This window comes from Rhodococcoides trifolii, assembly GCF_014635345.1.
In the GTDB taxonomy this organism is placed as follows: Bacteria; Actinomycetota; Actinomycetes; order Mycobacteriales; family Mycobacteriaceae; genus Rhodococcoides; species Rhodococcoides trifolii.
Window position 1 is genome coordinate 582,724 of record NZ_BMCU01000001.1, and the last position, 13,188, is coordinate 595,911.

At 66.7% G+C, this 13,188-nt stretch carries 17 protein-coding genes and 1 riboswitch; of the genes, 12 read left to right on the forward strand and 5 right to left on the reverse strand.

The window, feature by feature from the left end; translation table 11 throughout:
• Positions 1-24: 24 nt before the first annotated feature.
• Positions 25-870 (forward strand): NUDIX hydrolase, encoded by an 846-nt coding sequence (locus IEW02_RS02715; protein ID WP_188543144.1) that lies wholly within the window; start codon positions 25-27, stop codon positions 868-870.
• Here the strand turns inward: IEW02_RS02715 and thiE are convergent.
• Entirely contained in the window at positions 867-1,538 is a 672-nt protein-coding gene (gene thiE / locus IEW02_RS02720) for a thiamine phosphate synthase (RefSeq protein ID WP_188543145.1), read from the reverse strand. The two genes, IEW02_RS02715 and thiE, sit on opposite strands and share 4 nt — an antisense overlap.
• A 28-nt stretch (positions 1,539-1,566) precedes the next feature.
• Positions 1,567-1,681, forward strand: a riboswitch (TPP riboswitch).
• On the opposite strand from thiE, the gene thiO reads away from it, so the two are divergent.
• The 7 genes from thiO to IEW02_RS02755 all read left to right on the forward strand — a co-directional run bounded on the left by thiO (position 1,681) and on the right by IEW02_RS02755 (position 7,933).
• A complete protein-coding gene (gene thiO / locus IEW02_RS02725) occupies positions 1,681-2,727 on the forward strand; it encodes a glycine oxidase ThiO (RefSeq protein WP_188543967.1) in 1,047 nt (348 codons plus the stop codon). (Overlaps the previous riboswitch by 1 nt.)
• Entirely contained in the window at positions 2,724-2,924 is a 201-nt protein-coding gene (gene thiS, locus IEW02_RS02730; protein ID WP_188543146.1) for a sulfur carrier protein ThiS, read from the forward strand. The genes thiO and thiS overlap by 4 nt, the downstream gene beginning before the upstream one ends.
• Positions 2,917-3,675 (forward strand): thiazole synthase, encoded by a 759-nt coding sequence (locus IEW02_RS02735; protein ID WP_188543147.1) that lies wholly within the window; start codon positions 2,917-2,919, stop codon positions 3,673-3,675. The genes thiS and IEW02_RS02735 overlap by 8 nt, the downstream gene beginning before the upstream one ends.
• Positions 3,676-3,769: 94 nt before the next feature.
• Positions 3,770-4,720: an ABC transporter ATP-binding protein gene (locus tag IEW02_RS02740; protein ID WP_188543148.1), complete on the forward strand. Its 951-nt coding sequence runs from the start codon at positions 3,770-3,772 to the stop codon at positions 4,718-4,720.
• Positions 4,717-5,511 carry an ABC transporter permease gene (locus IEW02_RS02745; protein WP_188543149.1) on the forward strand — a complete coding sequence of 265 codons (795 nt, stop codon included), beginning with the start codon at positions 4,717-4,719 and terminating at the stop codon, positions 5,509-5,511. Before IEW02_RS02740 ends, IEW02_RS02745 begins: the two co-directional genes overlap by 4 nt.
• A 93-nt stretch (positions 5,512-5,604) precedes the next feature.
• Positions 5,605-7,056: a M28 family metallopeptidase gene (locus IEW02_RS02750; protein WP_229745746.1), complete on the forward strand. Its 1,452-nt coding sequence runs from the start codon at positions 5,605-5,607 to the stop codon at positions 7,054-7,056.
• A 58-nt stretch (positions 7,057-7,114) separates the two neighbouring features.
• Positions 7,115-7,933, forward strand: coding sequence for an adenylate/guanylate cyclase domain-containing protein (locus tag IEW02_RS02755; RefSeq protein WP_229745747.1), 819 nt, complete (start codon positions 7,115-7,117; stop codon positions 7,931-7,933).
• Here IEW02_RS02755 and thiD read toward each other — a convergent pair.
• Positions 7,895-8,749 carry a bifunctional hydroxymethylpyrimidine kinase/phosphomethylpyrimidine kinase gene (thiD, locus tag IEW02_RS02760; RefSeq protein ID WP_188543151.1) on the reverse strand — a complete coding sequence of 285 codons (855 nt, stop codon included), beginning with the start codon at positions 8,747-8,749 and terminating at the stop codon, positions 7,895-7,897. The genes IEW02_RS02755 and thiD overlap by 39 nt on opposite strands.
• 186 nt (positions 8,750-8,935) lie before the next feature.
• Here thiD and IEW02_RS02765 point away from each other — a divergent pair, with 186 nt between their 5' ends.
• Both IEW02_RS02765 and IEW02_RS02770 read left to right on the forward strand, forming a co-directional pair.
• Positions 8,936-9,262, forward strand: coding sequence for a GNAT family N-acetyltransferase (locus tag IEW02_RS02765; protein ID WP_188543969.1), 327 nt, complete (start codon positions 8,936-8,938; stop codon positions 9,260-9,262).
• Positions 9,263-9,351: 89 nt separating this feature from the next.
• On the forward strand, positions 9,352-9,723 hold the full coding sequence (locus IEW02_RS02770; RefSeq protein WP_188543152.1) for a GNAT family N-acetyltransferase: 372 nt from the start codon (positions 9,352-9,354) through the stop codon (positions 9,721-9,723).
• Here the strand turns inward: IEW02_RS02770 and IEW02_RS02775 are convergent.
• From IEW02_RS02775 to IEW02_RS02785, 3 genes are read right to left on the reverse strand one after another with little or no spacing between them, the layout of a single operon-like run.
• Positions 9,693-10,493, reverse strand: a complete 801-nt coding sequence (locus tag IEW02_RS02775) for an exodeoxyribonuclease III (RefSeq protein ID WP_188543153.1) — start codon at positions 10,491-10,493, stop codon at positions 9,693-9,695. The two genes, IEW02_RS02770 and IEW02_RS02775, sit on opposite strands and share 31 nt — an antisense overlap.
• 11 nt (positions 10,494-10,504) lie before the next feature.
• Positions 10,505-11,428, reverse strand: a complete 924-nt coding sequence (locus IEW02_RS02780; protein WP_188543154.1) for an N-acetylglutamate synthase, CG3035 family — start codon at positions 11,426-11,428, stop codon at positions 10,505-10,507.
• Positions 11,418-12,008, reverse strand: a complete 591-nt coding sequence (locus tag IEW02_RS02785; RefSeq protein WP_188543155.1) for a peptide deformylase — start codon at positions 12,006-12,008, stop codon at positions 11,418-11,420. The genes IEW02_RS02780 and IEW02_RS02785 overlap by 11 nt, the downstream gene beginning before the upstream one ends.
• Before the next feature lie 224 nt (positions 12,009-12,232).
• On the opposite strand from IEW02_RS02785, the gene napA reads away from it, so the two are divergent.
• Together napA and IEW02_RS02795 are read left to right on the forward strand one after the other, a co-directional pair.
• Positions 12,233-12,556: a nucleoid-associated protein NapA gene (napA, locus tag IEW02_RS02790; RefSeq protein ID WP_188543156.1), complete on the forward strand. Its 324-nt coding sequence runs from the start codon at positions 12,233-12,235 to the stop codon at positions 12,554-12,556.
• A gap of 44 nt (positions 12,557-12,600) precedes the next feature.
• Positions 12,601-13,125 (forward strand): LytR C-terminal domain-containing protein, encoded by a 525-nt coding sequence (locus IEW02_RS02795; protein ID WP_188543157.1) that lies wholly within the window; start codon positions 12,601-12,603, stop codon positions 13,123-13,125.
• The last annotated feature ends 63 nt before the right edge of the window (positions 13,126-13,188 follow it).

The window sequence follows — 13,188 nt, forward strand, 5'->3', positions numbered from 1 at the left end:
CGGCAAGGATGTGGGGGAATTCGGGTGCAAGGCGACGGGGACGGCTGGGTGTTCGGAGCCGACGGCACCAGACACTGGGGTCGAAACGGTGCCGCCGGCCTGCTGTTGCGCGCGCCCGACCAGGAGCAACGGTCCATGGTCCTGCTTCAGCACCGCGCTGCCTGGTCGCATCAGGGCGGAACGTGGGCGCTGCCCGGCGGAGCCATGGACAGCCACGAGTCGCCCGTCGACGCCGCCGTGCGCGAGGCCGGCGAGGAAGCAGGTATCCGCGAGTCGCAGGTGGCGGTCCGAGCAGAGCGGGTGACTGCGACTGCCGACAGCGGATGGTCGTACACGACCGTCGTCGCCGACGCCGACCACGCACTGTCCACCGTTCCGAACGGAGAAAGCACCGAGTTGCGGTGGGTCGCCGAAGCCGACGTCGACTCGCTTCCCCTGCATCCGGCGTTCGCCGTCAGTTGGCCGACGCTGCGAGCGCCGGCCGTCGACGTCGTTCTCGACACGGCGAACCTGCTCGGCGCGGTCGGTACGAAGTCCGGGGAGTCGGCGTGGTGGCGAGACCGACCCGGCGCGACGACCGCGCTTCTCTCGGAGTTGGCCGCATCGCTTCCGCGCACCCTGGAACTGCCGTCGGGCGGGTTCGGCTGGGTCTCTCGAATCGTCGCCGTGCTCGAAGGTGACGCCGCCACCGCCGTGTCGGACCACCCCGCGGTGGTGACGGTCGTCGCGCCGCCGGGCGGTGACGACACGGTGGTCGAGTTGGCGTCGCAAGCGGTCGGTCCCACCCTCGTGGTCACCGCCGACAAGGGCTTGCGCGGACGGCTTCCCCACGGAGTCGACGCGGTAGGACCGTCGGCGCTGGGTCGTTAGATCGCGGGCAACGCGTCTTTCAGCTCGCGTGCGGCTGCCTGCGGATCGCGCGCTGCGGTGATGGCTCGCACCACGCAGATGCGCGTCGCGCCGGCGGCCAGGGTCTCGCCCACGTTCTCTGCGTTCACCCCACCGATCACGAACCACGGCCGGGTGGGCAGAGAGTCCGCCACTTCGTGCACCGTCTCGAGACCGGCCGCGGTCTTGCCGGGTTTCGTCGGGGTGGCCCAGACCGGACCCGACGCGAAGTAGTCGACGCCGTCCTCGATGTCGGCCAGCGCCGCTTGCGCGCGGGTGGCCGTCGACCGCCCGATCACGACGTCCGGGCCGACGATCTGCCGGGCGTAGTGCACCGGCAGGTCGCCCTGCCCGAGATGCAGTACATCGGCTCCCGACGCCAGCGCGAGATCGGCGCGGTCGTTCACCGCGAGGAGCGCGCCGTGGCGACGGCACGCGGCGGAGAGGACGGCAAGAGCCGCCAGCTCCTCCTTGGCCTCGATCGGGCCGAACTCACGCTCACCGGCCGAACCCTTGTCGCGCAGTTGCACGATGTCCACCCCGCCGCTCAGGGCCTTCTCGATGAAAATCGCAAGGTCGCCGAGTTCCCGACGCGCGTCGGTGCACAGGTAGAGCTGCGCCGAATTCAGTCTTTCCCGCGGGGAGGTCATGGGCAGCACGGTAGTCTCACGGGTGTAACAGTTCCAGCACGGGAGCCCTGATGATCGCAGGGCTGAGAGTGAGCCGCGGACGGCTCTGACCGTAACCACCTGATCCGGATAATGCCGGCGCAGGGAGATAGAGGGCGTGAGCATGAAGTCGGTGACGGTCGTCGGCGCCGGTGTGATCGGATTGTCGATCGCTTGGCGCGCAGCCCGGTCCGGATGGGCAGTCCGCATTGCCGATCCCGCGATCGGGCGCGGCGCGTCCCACGTGGCCGGCGGGATGCTCGCCCCGCTGTCCGAAGGGTGGCCGGGTGAAGACGGTCCGCTCGAGTTCGGGGCAGAATCGCTGCGGCGGTGGCCCACGTTCGTGTCGGATCTCGGTGCCGACGGTCTGATCACCGCTCGCGGCGCTCTCACGGTCGCCTTCGATGCGGCCGACGCCGAGGACCTGCGCACCGTCGCCGAATTCGTGACCGCCCGCGGCCACGAGATGGAGATCGTGTCGCGCCGGGACGTCAAATCGCTGGAACCGGCTGTGTCGCACAATGTTCGGCTGGGCCTGCTTGCGCCCGCCGAACTCGCGGTCGACAACCGGCGGGTGGTGGCTGCACTGATGACCGCTGCGGTGTCCGCCGGGGTCGACCTGACCGAGGATCGGGTCGACGACGTGTCCGCGCTCGGCTCGGATCAGGTGGTGCTGGCCGCAGGATGGGCAACCGCTCGCCTGTGCCCGTCGGTGCCGGTGCGTCCCGTGAAGGGCGAAATACTGCGGCTGCGTGCACGTTCCGGGTCGCCGGCCGGTCCGACTCGTACGGTTCGGGCCTCGGTGAACGGACGTTCGGTGTACCTCGTTCCCCGCGTCGACGGATTGGTCGTCGGTGCAACGCAATACGAGCACGGAGACGACACCACCGTGACCGTCGGCGGCGTGCGCGACCTGCTCGCCGACGCCGAACGCGTGTTCCCCGGGGTTGCGGACTACGAATTCTCTGAGGCCGCAGCCGGTTTGCGTCCGATGAGCCCCGACAACGTGCCGCTCATCGGACGCGTCGACGCACGAACTGTCGTGGCGACCGGCCACGGCCGCAACGGCATGCTCCTCGCTCCGCTCACCGCCGATGCCGTACTCGCTGAACTGGACGGTTCGGCGTTACCCGAAGCCACATCAGCATCACTGGAAAGGTTTTCATCATGATCGGAGTCACCGTCAACGGCGAGGACCACGAGTTCACGCCGGGCACTACGGTGCGGCAGATGCTCGTGTCCCTCGCACTGCCCGAGCGGGGGATCGCGGTGGCCGTCGACGGCACCGTGTTCACGAAGACCCGCTGGGACGACGAACTCGGACGCGGCTGGCGCATCGACGTGCTCACGGCGGTGCAGGGTGGATGACTCCTTCGAGATCGCGGACCGCACCTTCTCGTCCCGTCTGGTCATGGGTACCGGCGGTGCGGCCAATCTGTCGGTGCTCGAGGAAGCGCTGATCGCGTCCGGTACCGAGCTGACCACCGTCGCCCTTCGACGGGTCGACGCGTCGGGTGGAACCGGTGTGCTGGACTTGCTGAGACGGCTGGGTATTGCGCTGCTGCCCAACACCGCCGGCTGCCGCGGCGCGGCGGAAGCGGTGTTGACCGCACGCCTGGCCCGAGAGGCGCTGGAGACGAACTGGATCAAGCTCGAGGTCGTCGCGGACGAACGCACTCTTCTTCCTGATGCCATCGAACTAGTCTCTGCCGCAGAAGATCTCGTGGACGACGGCTTCGTGGTGCTCCCGTACACGACGGACGACCCCATACTGGCCCGGCGCCTCGAGGACGTCGGGTGCGCGGCCGTGATGCCCCTCGGGTCGCCGATCGGCACCGGCCTCGGTATCGCCAACCCGCACAACATCGAAATGATCACTGCGGCAGCCGGAGTGCCGGTGATCCTCGACGCCGGCATCGGCACCGCCAGCGACGCGGCGACGGCCATGGAGCTCGGCTGCTCGGCGGTGCTGCTCGCGACGGCGGTGACGCGGGCGAAGAATCCGGCGCTCATGGCGTCGGCCATGGCCTCGGCCGTCGTGGCGGGGAGGCAGGCGTCGTTGGCCGGGCGGATCCCGAAGCGGTTCTGGGCGCAGGCGTCGTCGCCGGATGTGGAGTAGCAGGGGTCTCAGGGTCAACCTCATCCTTTCGGATGATCGCAGTCGAGACCCGGGGTGGATGTGATCGCGCCCGATCACGACCATGCTTGGCGGCATGATCGAAGTGACATCACTGACCAAGCAGTTCGGTGACAAGAAGGCGGTCGACAACCTGTCCTTCACGGTGAAGCCCGGAATCGTCACGGGCTTCCTCGGACCGAACGGCGCCGGCAAATCGACGACGATGCGCATGATCCTCGGCCTGGACACCCCCACCTCGGGATCCGCGCTGATCGAGGGCAAGCCCTACCGTGAGCTGAAGCAGCCGCTGCGCTCGGTGGGCGCTCTGCTCGACGCGAAGTGGGTGCATCCCAATCGGTCCGCACGCGCACATCTGCAGTGGATGGCAGCGTCGAACGGACTCCCGAAATCCCGTGTCGACGAAGTGTTGCGACTGGTGGGCCTGTCGGACGTGGCGAAGCAGAAGGCCGGCGGATTCTCCCTCGGCATGTCCCAGCGCCTCGGACTTGCGGGCGCTCTGCTGGGCGACCCGAAAGTGCTGCTGTTCGACGAACCGGTCAACGGACTGGACCCCGAGGGCATCGTCTGGATTCGAAAGTTCATGCACAAGTTGGCATCCGAAGGCCGGACCGTCCTGGTGTCGAGTCACCTTCTCTCCGAGATGGCCTTGACTGCCGAGCATCTGGTGGTGATCGGTCGCGGCAGGTTGATCTCGGATTCGTCCGTCGACCAGTTCGTCGATCAGGCTTCGGAAGCATCGGTACGCGTACGCAGCCCGCAGCTCGACGCACTACGCAGCGCGCTCACGTCGTCCGGACTGACCGTGCGGGAACCGAGCCGCGTCGACGAGGTGCAGCCTGCCCTCGTGGTGGTGAACTCGACCACCGAAGCAATCGGTGACATCGCCGGGAGGAACGGAATCGTGTTGCACGAGTTGTCGTCTCATCACGGTTCCCTCGAGGAAGCGTTCATGAAACTGACCGGTGACGATGTCCAGTACCACGGCGAAGGCGCCAACGACGTGATGGGAGGTGCGCTGCGATGAGTGTTCTTGCCGCCGAGCGGATCAAGATAACGACCACCAAATCCCCGTGGTGGTGCTCTGCCATCGTCATCGTGCTGGGACTCGGGCTGGCCGCGGTGATCGGTCTGACGTCGAAGAGCTCCGTCAGTTCGTACACCGACTCCGTCGCCGAAGGCAACGACCCCGGATTCCAGCCTTTCCTGCCCACTGCATCCGACGCCCTCGGAGGCGTCACCGGCTTCGGGATTCTCGTCCTGATGATCCTCGCAGCCCTGGCAGTGACGAGCGAGTACCGCTTCGGCATCATCCGAACGACGTTCCAGGCCATGCCGAATCGAGCCGGCGTGCTGGTGGCGAAGGCCGGCCTGATCGGGGTGTTCGCCGCGGTCCTGAGCTTCGTGCTGGCACTCGGTGCGTTCTACATCGCGAAGGCAACCGCCGGTTCGGACGCCGGCGCCGCGCTGGTACTCGACGGACCGGACGGATGGCGCCCGATCTACAGCGTGCCGATCTACGCCTTCCTCTGCATGTTCCTCGCAGTGGGTGTCGGGGCGTTGGTCCGGCAGTCGGCAGCAGCGATCGCGCTGCTCCTGCTGTGGCCGCTGCTGATCGAGAACCTGTTCAACTTGTTCGGCAGCATCGGCCGCGACATCATGCCGTATCTACCGTTCCTCAACGCGAATAACTTCCTCGGTACCCCTGGCGGTGTCGACTTCCACTGGGGCCCATGGGCGAGCCTGGCGTACTTCGCAGTCTGGGTTGCCGTCATCTTCGGCGCCTCCATCGTGGTGGTGAACAAGCGCGACGCCTAGATCCTGTGACACCGAAATGCCCGCACCGAACAGGTGCGGGCATTTTGTCGTCTTCGCCCGGTAGATGTCGGTCCCGTTGGTTAGGGTCGGGCCATGAAAATGACGAAGCTGATGTCCGTGGTGGGGGTCCTGGCGTTGGCCGTCGCGTGTTCGTCCTCCGAAGAGGAACCCGCGGCGGATGTCACCGGGGCAAGCCTCGCGCAGTCCGTGTCCGCCGATGCGGTCGTCGGCCACCTTCAGCAGCTCAGCGACATCGCGGCGGCGCACGACGGTAATCGCGCAGCAGGAACCGCCGGTTACGACGCGAGCGTCGACTACGTCTCGAACGCATTGAAGGAGGCCGGATTCGACGTCGAGACACCAGAATTCGAGTTCGACTCCTTCGACGTCACCACGCAGACTCTCCGCTTCGGCGATCGCGACCTCGTGGTGAACGCACTGAGCTACTCACCGGCAACGCCCGCGGGCGGAATCACGGCTCGTGTGGTCGGCGCTCCCGCGGACGACACACCCGGTTGCGAAGCCACGGACTACGACGGGCTCGATGTCACGGGCGCGGTCGTCGTCGTCACCCGTGGGGTATGCCCGTTCGCCCAGAAGCAGCAGATCGCAACCGACCGCGGTGCCGTCGCGGTTCTCGTCGCGAACAACGAGGACGGCCCGCTGGACTCGGCAACGCTCGGGTCCAAGGAGGACGCGAAGATCCCGACGGGTGGAATCAGTCGCGACGACGGCGCTGCTCTGCTCGCCGCACCGAGCCAGGTCACGCTGGTCATCGACTCCACGACCACGACGACGACGAGCCGAAACGTGATCGCGCAGACCAAGACCGGGTCCACCGAGAACATCGTCATGGCGGGCGCGCACCTGGATAGCGTCCCCGAGGGTCCGGGTATCAACGACAACGGCACCGGCACGGCGTCGGTGTTGGAATCTGCGCTGCAACTGGGTTCCGAGCCTCAGGTCACCAACGCGGTTCGGTTCGCGTTCTGGGGCGCAGAGGAATTGGGCCTCGTCGGATCCACCAAGTACGTCGAGAGTCTCGACGACGCAGGCAAGAAGGCCATCGCGCTCTACATGAACTTCGACATGGTCGGATCGAACAACGCCGGCTATCTCGTGTACGACGGTGACGACTCGGACAAGGTGGGATCGCCTGCCGGTCCTACCGGTTCGGATGCAATCGAGCGCGTGTTCTCCGGCCAACTGTTGCTCGAAGGCGAGGCGCCGGACGGAACGGACTTCGACGGTCGCTCCGATTACGGGCCGTTCATCGAGGTCGGGATTCCGGCGGGCGGAGTGTTCACCGGCGCGGACGAGGAGAAGACCGAGGCGCAGGCGGCCAAGTGGGGCGGCGAGGCGGGCAAGACCTTCGATCCGAATTACCACACGGTCGACGACACCTTGGCCAACGTCGATCGCGATGCGCTCGCGGTCAACGCGAAGGCGGTCGCGTACGGGATCGGGAACTACGCGCAGTCCATCGAGGGACCGAACGGTGTACCTGCGTTCGCGGACCGCGACTCGGTGAGGGCTCCCAAGTAGAAGGGTTGGTGTAACTCGGGATAACAGACGTCGGTCGGCCGTGGCTACACTCGGCACCGTGATCGGCGGAGCGAAGGACTCGTTGGGGCGGGTCGCCCACTGGGCTCGCGGTGTCGACCGCTCGCCGCGTGTCATCGAAGCGGCGCGCAGGGTGCGCAACGCGCTGCCCGGTGACCCCACGTTCGGTGACCCGCTGTCGACGGCGGGACCGGGCGCACCGCGGATGGTCGCCCGCGTCACCGATCGGCTGCAGAACGACTCGCCCGGCGCGGCTCGGGAAGTCGGCCTCGGGGCATTGCAGGTGTGGCAATCGGTCCTGGAACGAGCCGGTCGAGGCCGCGGCGAGCGCGACGTCACCATCGTGTTCACCGATCTGGTCGGCTTCTCCACGTGGTCGCTGGCGGCGGGTGACGCAGACACCCTCGTGCTTCTTCGCAGGGTGGCCCGCGCAATCGAAACTCCGATGCAGGATCACGGTGGGCGCATCGTGAAGCGTCTCGGGGACGGTGTGATGGTCGTGTTCACCCGCGCCGATCAGGCCGTTGCCGCCGTGCGCGACGCCAAGAACGCTCTCGACCTCGTCGAGCTCGGTGGCTACCAACCCCGCATGCGGGTGGGTATTCACACCGGGTGCCCCCGCGCGGTCGGAGCCGACTGGCTCGGCGTCGACGTCACCGTCGCGGCGCGGGTGATGCAGACCGGAGCGGACGGCAACGTCATGATGTCCAATGCCACGCTGGCGGCCCTCTCGCCCGACGCGCTGACCGACCTCGGCCTGACGGTCAAGCCCTACCGGCGGGGTATGTTCGCGCCCAAGCTGACCGGCGTCCCGGACGACCTACGCATCTTCCGCATCGTGGAGGCGCCAGAGCGGTGACACGGGGCCGTGACCGGCTCCGAGGTCGTACGACGCCGCGAGGGACTTCGTGACCCATTCCTTGCCGAACGCGACCGCATCCGGAACCGTCCACCCGTGGGCGAGGGCGGATACGATCGCCGATCCGAGGGTGTCGCCGCCACCGTGGTCGTTGGACGTGTGAATGCGTGGGCTGGTGAATTCGAGGAACTCGGATCCGTCGAAGAGGATGTCGGTGCTCGACGTCGACGTCCGCAGGTGGCCACCCTTGACCAACGCATACTGAGCACCCATCGCGTGCAGGGCCTCGGCGGCGGTGCGCGCGGTGGCGTCGTCGACCACGTCGATACCGGTCAGCAGACTGACCTCGTCGAGGTTCGGCGTGACGATGGTGGCCATCGGAATCAACGTGGTGCGCAGTGCGTCGAGTGCACTCTCGTGCAGGAGCGGATCACCGTGCATGGACGCGCTGACGGGGTCCACGAGCAGCGGTATCCGGCGGTCTCGTCCGATCCCCAGTTCGTTGCACACCGACGCCACCGACTCGATGATCTCCGTCGATGCGAGCATGCCGGTCTTGGCCGCTCCGATGCCGATGTCGGTGACCACCGCACGCACCTGGCCGGCAACGATCTCCGGCGGAATTTCGTGAAAAGCGCTGACGCCCACCGTGTTCTGAACTGTTACGGCGGCAACCGCCACGCACGCATGCACGCCGCACATCGCGAAGGTTCGGCTGTCTGCCTGGATCCCGGCGCCGCCACCGGAATCGGTTCCGGCGATGGTCAGGACACGAATCGGCGTCTGTCCGTCGGGTGTCAGTGGGAGTTGCGTCACGTCCCAGAACATACCTTCGTGATCACCGCACACACCCAAGCGGCATCGTTGGTGGTGCGCACGAACTTCCTTCTAACCGAGCGAGGTCGGGCAGACCTGTGAGATAGTGGTGTGCGTCACATTCAAGCACATACGGTAAGGCCACAAGTCGGTCGTGCCATTTCACTCAGGGAGGCGGTGACAAGCATGCTGTCGGACGCACCGGTCACAGATGTGACCAACAATTCGGATCAGAACCGATTCGAGCTTCGCCTCAACGGTGATCTCGTGGGCATTGTGGGGTATTTCGAGGTAGAGGCCAAGGGGCGCGGACGACGCGCACCCGTGGTCAGCTTCATGCACGCGGTCATCACCGAGGACTTCGGCCATCGTGGTCTGGCGGGTTTGATGGTGCGCAGCTCCCTGGATCGGGCGCGCGAGTACGGGTGGAGGGTTCGCCCTGTCTGCACCTATGTGCAGCGGTTCGTGGCGGAGAATCCCGAGTACCGGGACGTGCTCGAGCAGGTCCAGTAGGTCGCGACTCGGCCACGAAACGGCCAAGAGTTCACAACAACAGTCTCATCTGTCACACGCGCAACGGAGCGCGGTGGTGAACTTTCACAATGGATCATTCTCTGACGCACCGGGCAGGCCGGAGGTCGGCCGCTGGGATTGACGCCATCGGTGTCGTCGTCGACAATCCCGACCATTCCCGGTTCGACCTGTGGGTCGACGACCATTTGGTGGGCATCCTCGCGTACCGCATCGAGGAGAGCGCGTCGATGACCCTTCTGCACACCGTGGTGAAAGAGGACTTCGGCGACCACGGGTGGGCGGCCGTACTCGTGCGCGGGGCTCTCGACGGGTTGCGGGAGTCCGAGGTGCAGATGACTCCCGTGTGCACCTACGTCAAGCGGTTCCTCGGCCAGAACACCGAGTATCTCGACCTGATCGCGAGGCCGGATCAGGACAGTTCGACCACGACAGGTGCGTGATCGCTGGCGCCCTTGCCCTTGCGTTCCTCACGGTCGATCGACGCACCCGTGACGCGCTTCTGCACTGCGGGTGAGGCCAGGACGAAATCGATGCGCAAGCCCTGCTTCTTCGGGAACCGCAGCTGCGTGTAGTCCCAGTAGGTGTAGACGCGGGGTCCCGGCGTGAACGGGCGCACCACGTCGGCGAACCCGGCGTCCACGATCGCGCGGAACCGAGCGCGCTCCGGCTCGGACGTATGTGTCTTGCCTTCGAACAACTCGGGATCCCAGACGTCGTCGTCGGTGGGCGCCACATTCCAGTCACCGACGAGCACCACCTGCGCGTCGGGGTCCGCCGTCAGCCAGGATTCCGCGTCGTCGCGCAGGGTGTCGAGCCACGCCAGCTTGTAGTCGTAGTGCGGATCGCCGAGTGCCCGGCCGTTCGGGACGTACAGGCTCCACACTCGCACTCCGCCGCAGGTGGCAGCGATGGCACGCGCCTCCACGACGGGATCGGTCTCGGTGTCCTTCCCGAAGGCCGGCTGATTCTCGAACGCCACCTGGACGTTCTCGAGTCCGACCCGCGACACGATGGCCACACCGTTCCACTGGCTCACTCCTACGTGCGCGACCTCGTACCCGATCTCCGCAAAGCGTTCGTACGGAAACTGCGAGTCCTTGCACTTGGTCTCCTGGATCGCGAGGACGTCGACGTCACTGCGGTCGAGCCACGAGACGATGCGGTCGACGCGAGAGCGGACGGAGTTCACGTTCCAGGTAGCGATACGCACGGGTGTGAACCCTAACCGAGCGGCACGACGTACCTGTACCGGTGATGGTCGACGAAACCCAGTCCGCGGTACATGGTCACCGCAGCCTCGTTGGACGATTCGACCTGGAGGTAGGCGTGTGTTGCGCCACGCTCACGTCCCCATTCGACGGCGGCCGCGCACACGAGCGTCCCGAGGCCGCGCCGCCGGTGGGCCGCGGCCACCTCGACGGCCGTCAGACCTACCCAGCGGCGGCCGTCGGGCGCGGTCGTGACGGCTGCGCGGGTGACCGCCAATGTGGTTGTGGTTTCGCCCAATCGGATGAAACCGACCGTTCCCTGGCGCACTGCCTGCAGCACCGGAAGGCCGGTGTCGGGTACCGGTTCGCCGTGGTAGTGGTACGCACCGAGCCACTGTTCGTCGGGGGAGACACCGACGTCGACCGGAGGACTCTGCGGCGGAACGAAATCGGTGACGTCGGCCGCCATCACCAGGACGTCCGGCCCTGCTTGCCACCCTGCCGGAACCGTGCCGAGTCGATCGGGCAGCAGGAGTCGAGGTTCGAGCCCGCGGGCGCCGTACCAGGCTCGGATGGTCTCGAGGGATCGGTCGCCGGCCTCCGGGCTCAGGGGCGTTGCCGAGTTGGCGCGACCGGTGAAACCGTTGCCCGCCTTCAGGATCCACCCGTCGATCCACTCCTGCTCGAGGCCCGGCCACCCGTCGGCCGCCGCGTGTTCGAGCGCGCGGATCTCCGACGTTCGGATCGGTCGCGTCGTGAGTTCTTTCAGCGCGACGACCTGATCGCGGGTGACCTGCACGCGCTCACCGCGTTCGGAGACCACGACCACGACGTCGTCGTCTCGATCGAGGATTCCGATGACGTCGGTCATCGGGTGACTTGCTCCGGCCGGCAGGCGGTACCTCAGAACGACCCGTGAACCGGGGCTAGTCGTCATGTCCGAAGGGATCGTCGACGGTTCCGGGGGTCCAGCTCAGGCCGGGGACACCCCATCCCATCTTCTTGATCGCCTTCTTCGCTGCGCGGGCATTGCGGCCGACGAGAACGTCGACGTAGAGAAAGCCGTCGAGGTGACCGACTTCGTGCTGCAGCATGCGGGCGAAGAACCCGGTGCCCTCGACCTCGACGGGTTCGCCGTGCTCGTCGGTACCGGTCACCTTGGCCCAGTCTGCGCGGCCGGTGGGGTACTGCTCGCCCGGCACGGACAGGCAACCCTCGTCGTCGTCCTCGGGGTCCGGCATCGTCTCGGGGATCGCGGACGTGGTCAGCACCGGATTGACCACGGCGCCTCGGCGGCGACGAACCTTGCCCTCGGCGTCGTGGTCCGGGCAGTCGTAGACGAACAGCCGCAACGATTCGCCGACTTGATTCGCGGCCAATCCGACACCGTTGGCGAGGTCGAGGGTTTCGTACATGTTCGCGACGAGTTCTGCGAGTTCTGCCGGACTCTTGGACACTGTGGCGGTCGGTGTGTGCAGAACCGGATCGCCGATGATCCGAATCGGGAGAATTGCCATGGTCGACAAGGATACTGGCGCGGATACCGGCGCGACTCGCCGCTGCCGACAACAGGCGCGCATGGTCTCGCCGCGTGGTTGAATGCTCCTGAACAACAGTGATGTAATTCGATGTGCGGGAAAGCCGGAGTCCTGCCGGCGGTCTTGGGTTCCGCCGGGGGATGCGACGCACCGGGGTGACCGGGCGCGAGCAATGGCAGGGCCTATGGCGATTGAGGAGCGAGATGGACAGCGCAGCAGCGCACAGTCGCGGCCAGTCCGGCGGTGCCGACAGGGCCGCGGGCGAGCAAGGGGACGACGGTCTGACCCGTCGTGAACACGACATTCTTTCCTTCGAGCGACAGTGGTGGAAGTACGCCGGCGCCAAGGAAGAAGCGATCAAGGAACTGTTCGACATGTCGGCCACCCGGTACTACCAGGTGTTGAATGCGCTCGTGGATCGACCGGAGTCGTTGGCTGCGGACCCGATGCTCGTCAAGCGACTGCGTCGGTTGCGTGCCAGTCGCCAGAAGGCCCGGGCCGCACGGCGCCTGGGCTTCGAGGTCTGACCGGCTCGCGGTCCGAGGAGGCGCTCTCGTCTAGGGTCGAACCCGTGACCCAGCCTGCACCCGACTCGTCCGGGCCGCCCCTGCGCGCGCTCGCGATGGTCCTCATCTCGCTGGCCATCGTGTTCGCCACTCTCGGCTTCTTCTCCCTGACCGGCGCGGGAACCGACGAGGCCCCCGCTGCTGCGAGCGTTGCCACGACTTCCGCAGCGACGGCCGCCTCCGCGGCACCTGGCACCTCCGCTGCCGCGGCCGCGCCCACCACGTCTGCGTCGGCCACGACCAGCGGATCGTCCTCCGCACCGTCCATCCGGGTACTGAACAACAGCAACGTCGGCGGCCTTGCGGCCACCACGGCGAGCACTCTCGAAGCGGCCGGATTCACGATCGCCGAGACCGGCAACTACAGCGACGGCACCATCCCGACCACCACCGTCTACTACGACGAGTCATCGTCTCAGGAGCGCACCGAGGCCCAGCGCATCGCCACCACGCTCGGTGTGAGTGCCGAGCCGCGGTTCGCCGGCATCGCCGACTCGACACCCGGCATCATCGTGATCGTCACCCAGTAACCGGGCGTACCACCACGCGCTGGTTATGATTTGCCCGAATACCCTTACGAAAAATTACTGTGC

Excerpts from the sequence above, each read along its gene's own strand:
- thiE (WP_188543145.1), bottom strand. The coding sequence starts at position 1,538 with ATGACCTCCCCGCGGGAAAGACTGAATTCGGCGCAGCTCTACCTGTGC.
- thiO (WP_188543967.1), top strand. The coding sequence starts at position 1,681 with ATGAAGTCGGTGACGGTCGTCGGCGCCGGTGTGATCGGATTGTCGATC.
- thiS (WP_188543146.1), top strand. The coding sequence starts at position 2,724 with ATGATCGGAGTCACCGTCAACGGCGAGGACCACGAGTTCACGCCGGGC.
- IEW02_RS02740 (WP_188543148.1), top strand. The coding sequence starts at position 3,770 with ATGATCGAAGTGACATCACTGACCAAGCAGTTCGGTGACAAGAAGGCG.
- IEW02_RS02745 (WP_188543149.1), top strand. The coding sequence starts at position 4,717 with ATGAGTGTTCTTGCCGCCGAGCGGATCAAGATAACGACCACCAAATCC.
- IEW02_RS02750 (WP_229745746.1), top strand. The coding sequence starts at position 5,605 with ATGAAAATGACGAAGCTGATGTCCGTGGTGGGGGTCCTGGCGTTGGCC.
- IEW02_RS02765 (WP_188543969.1), top strand. The coding sequence starts at position 8,936 with ATGCTGTCGGACGCACCGGTCACAGATGTGACCAACAATTCGGATCAG.
- IEW02_RS02770 (WP_188543152.1), top strand. The coding sequence starts at position 9,352 with ATGGATCATTCTCTGACGCACCGGGCAGGCCGGAGGTCGGCCGCTGGG.
- IEW02_RS02780 (WP_188543154.1), bottom strand. The coding sequence starts at position 11,428 with ATGACGACTAGCCCCGGTTCACGGGTCGTTCTGAGGTACCGCCTGCCG.
- IEW02_RS02785 (WP_188543155.1), bottom strand. The coding sequence starts at position 12,008 with ATGGCAATTCTCCCGATTCGGATCATCGGCGATCCGGTTCTGCACACA.
- napA (WP_188543156.1), top strand. The coding sequence starts at position 12,233 with ATGGACAGCGCAGCAGCGCACAGTCGCGGCCAGTCCGGCGGTGCCGAC.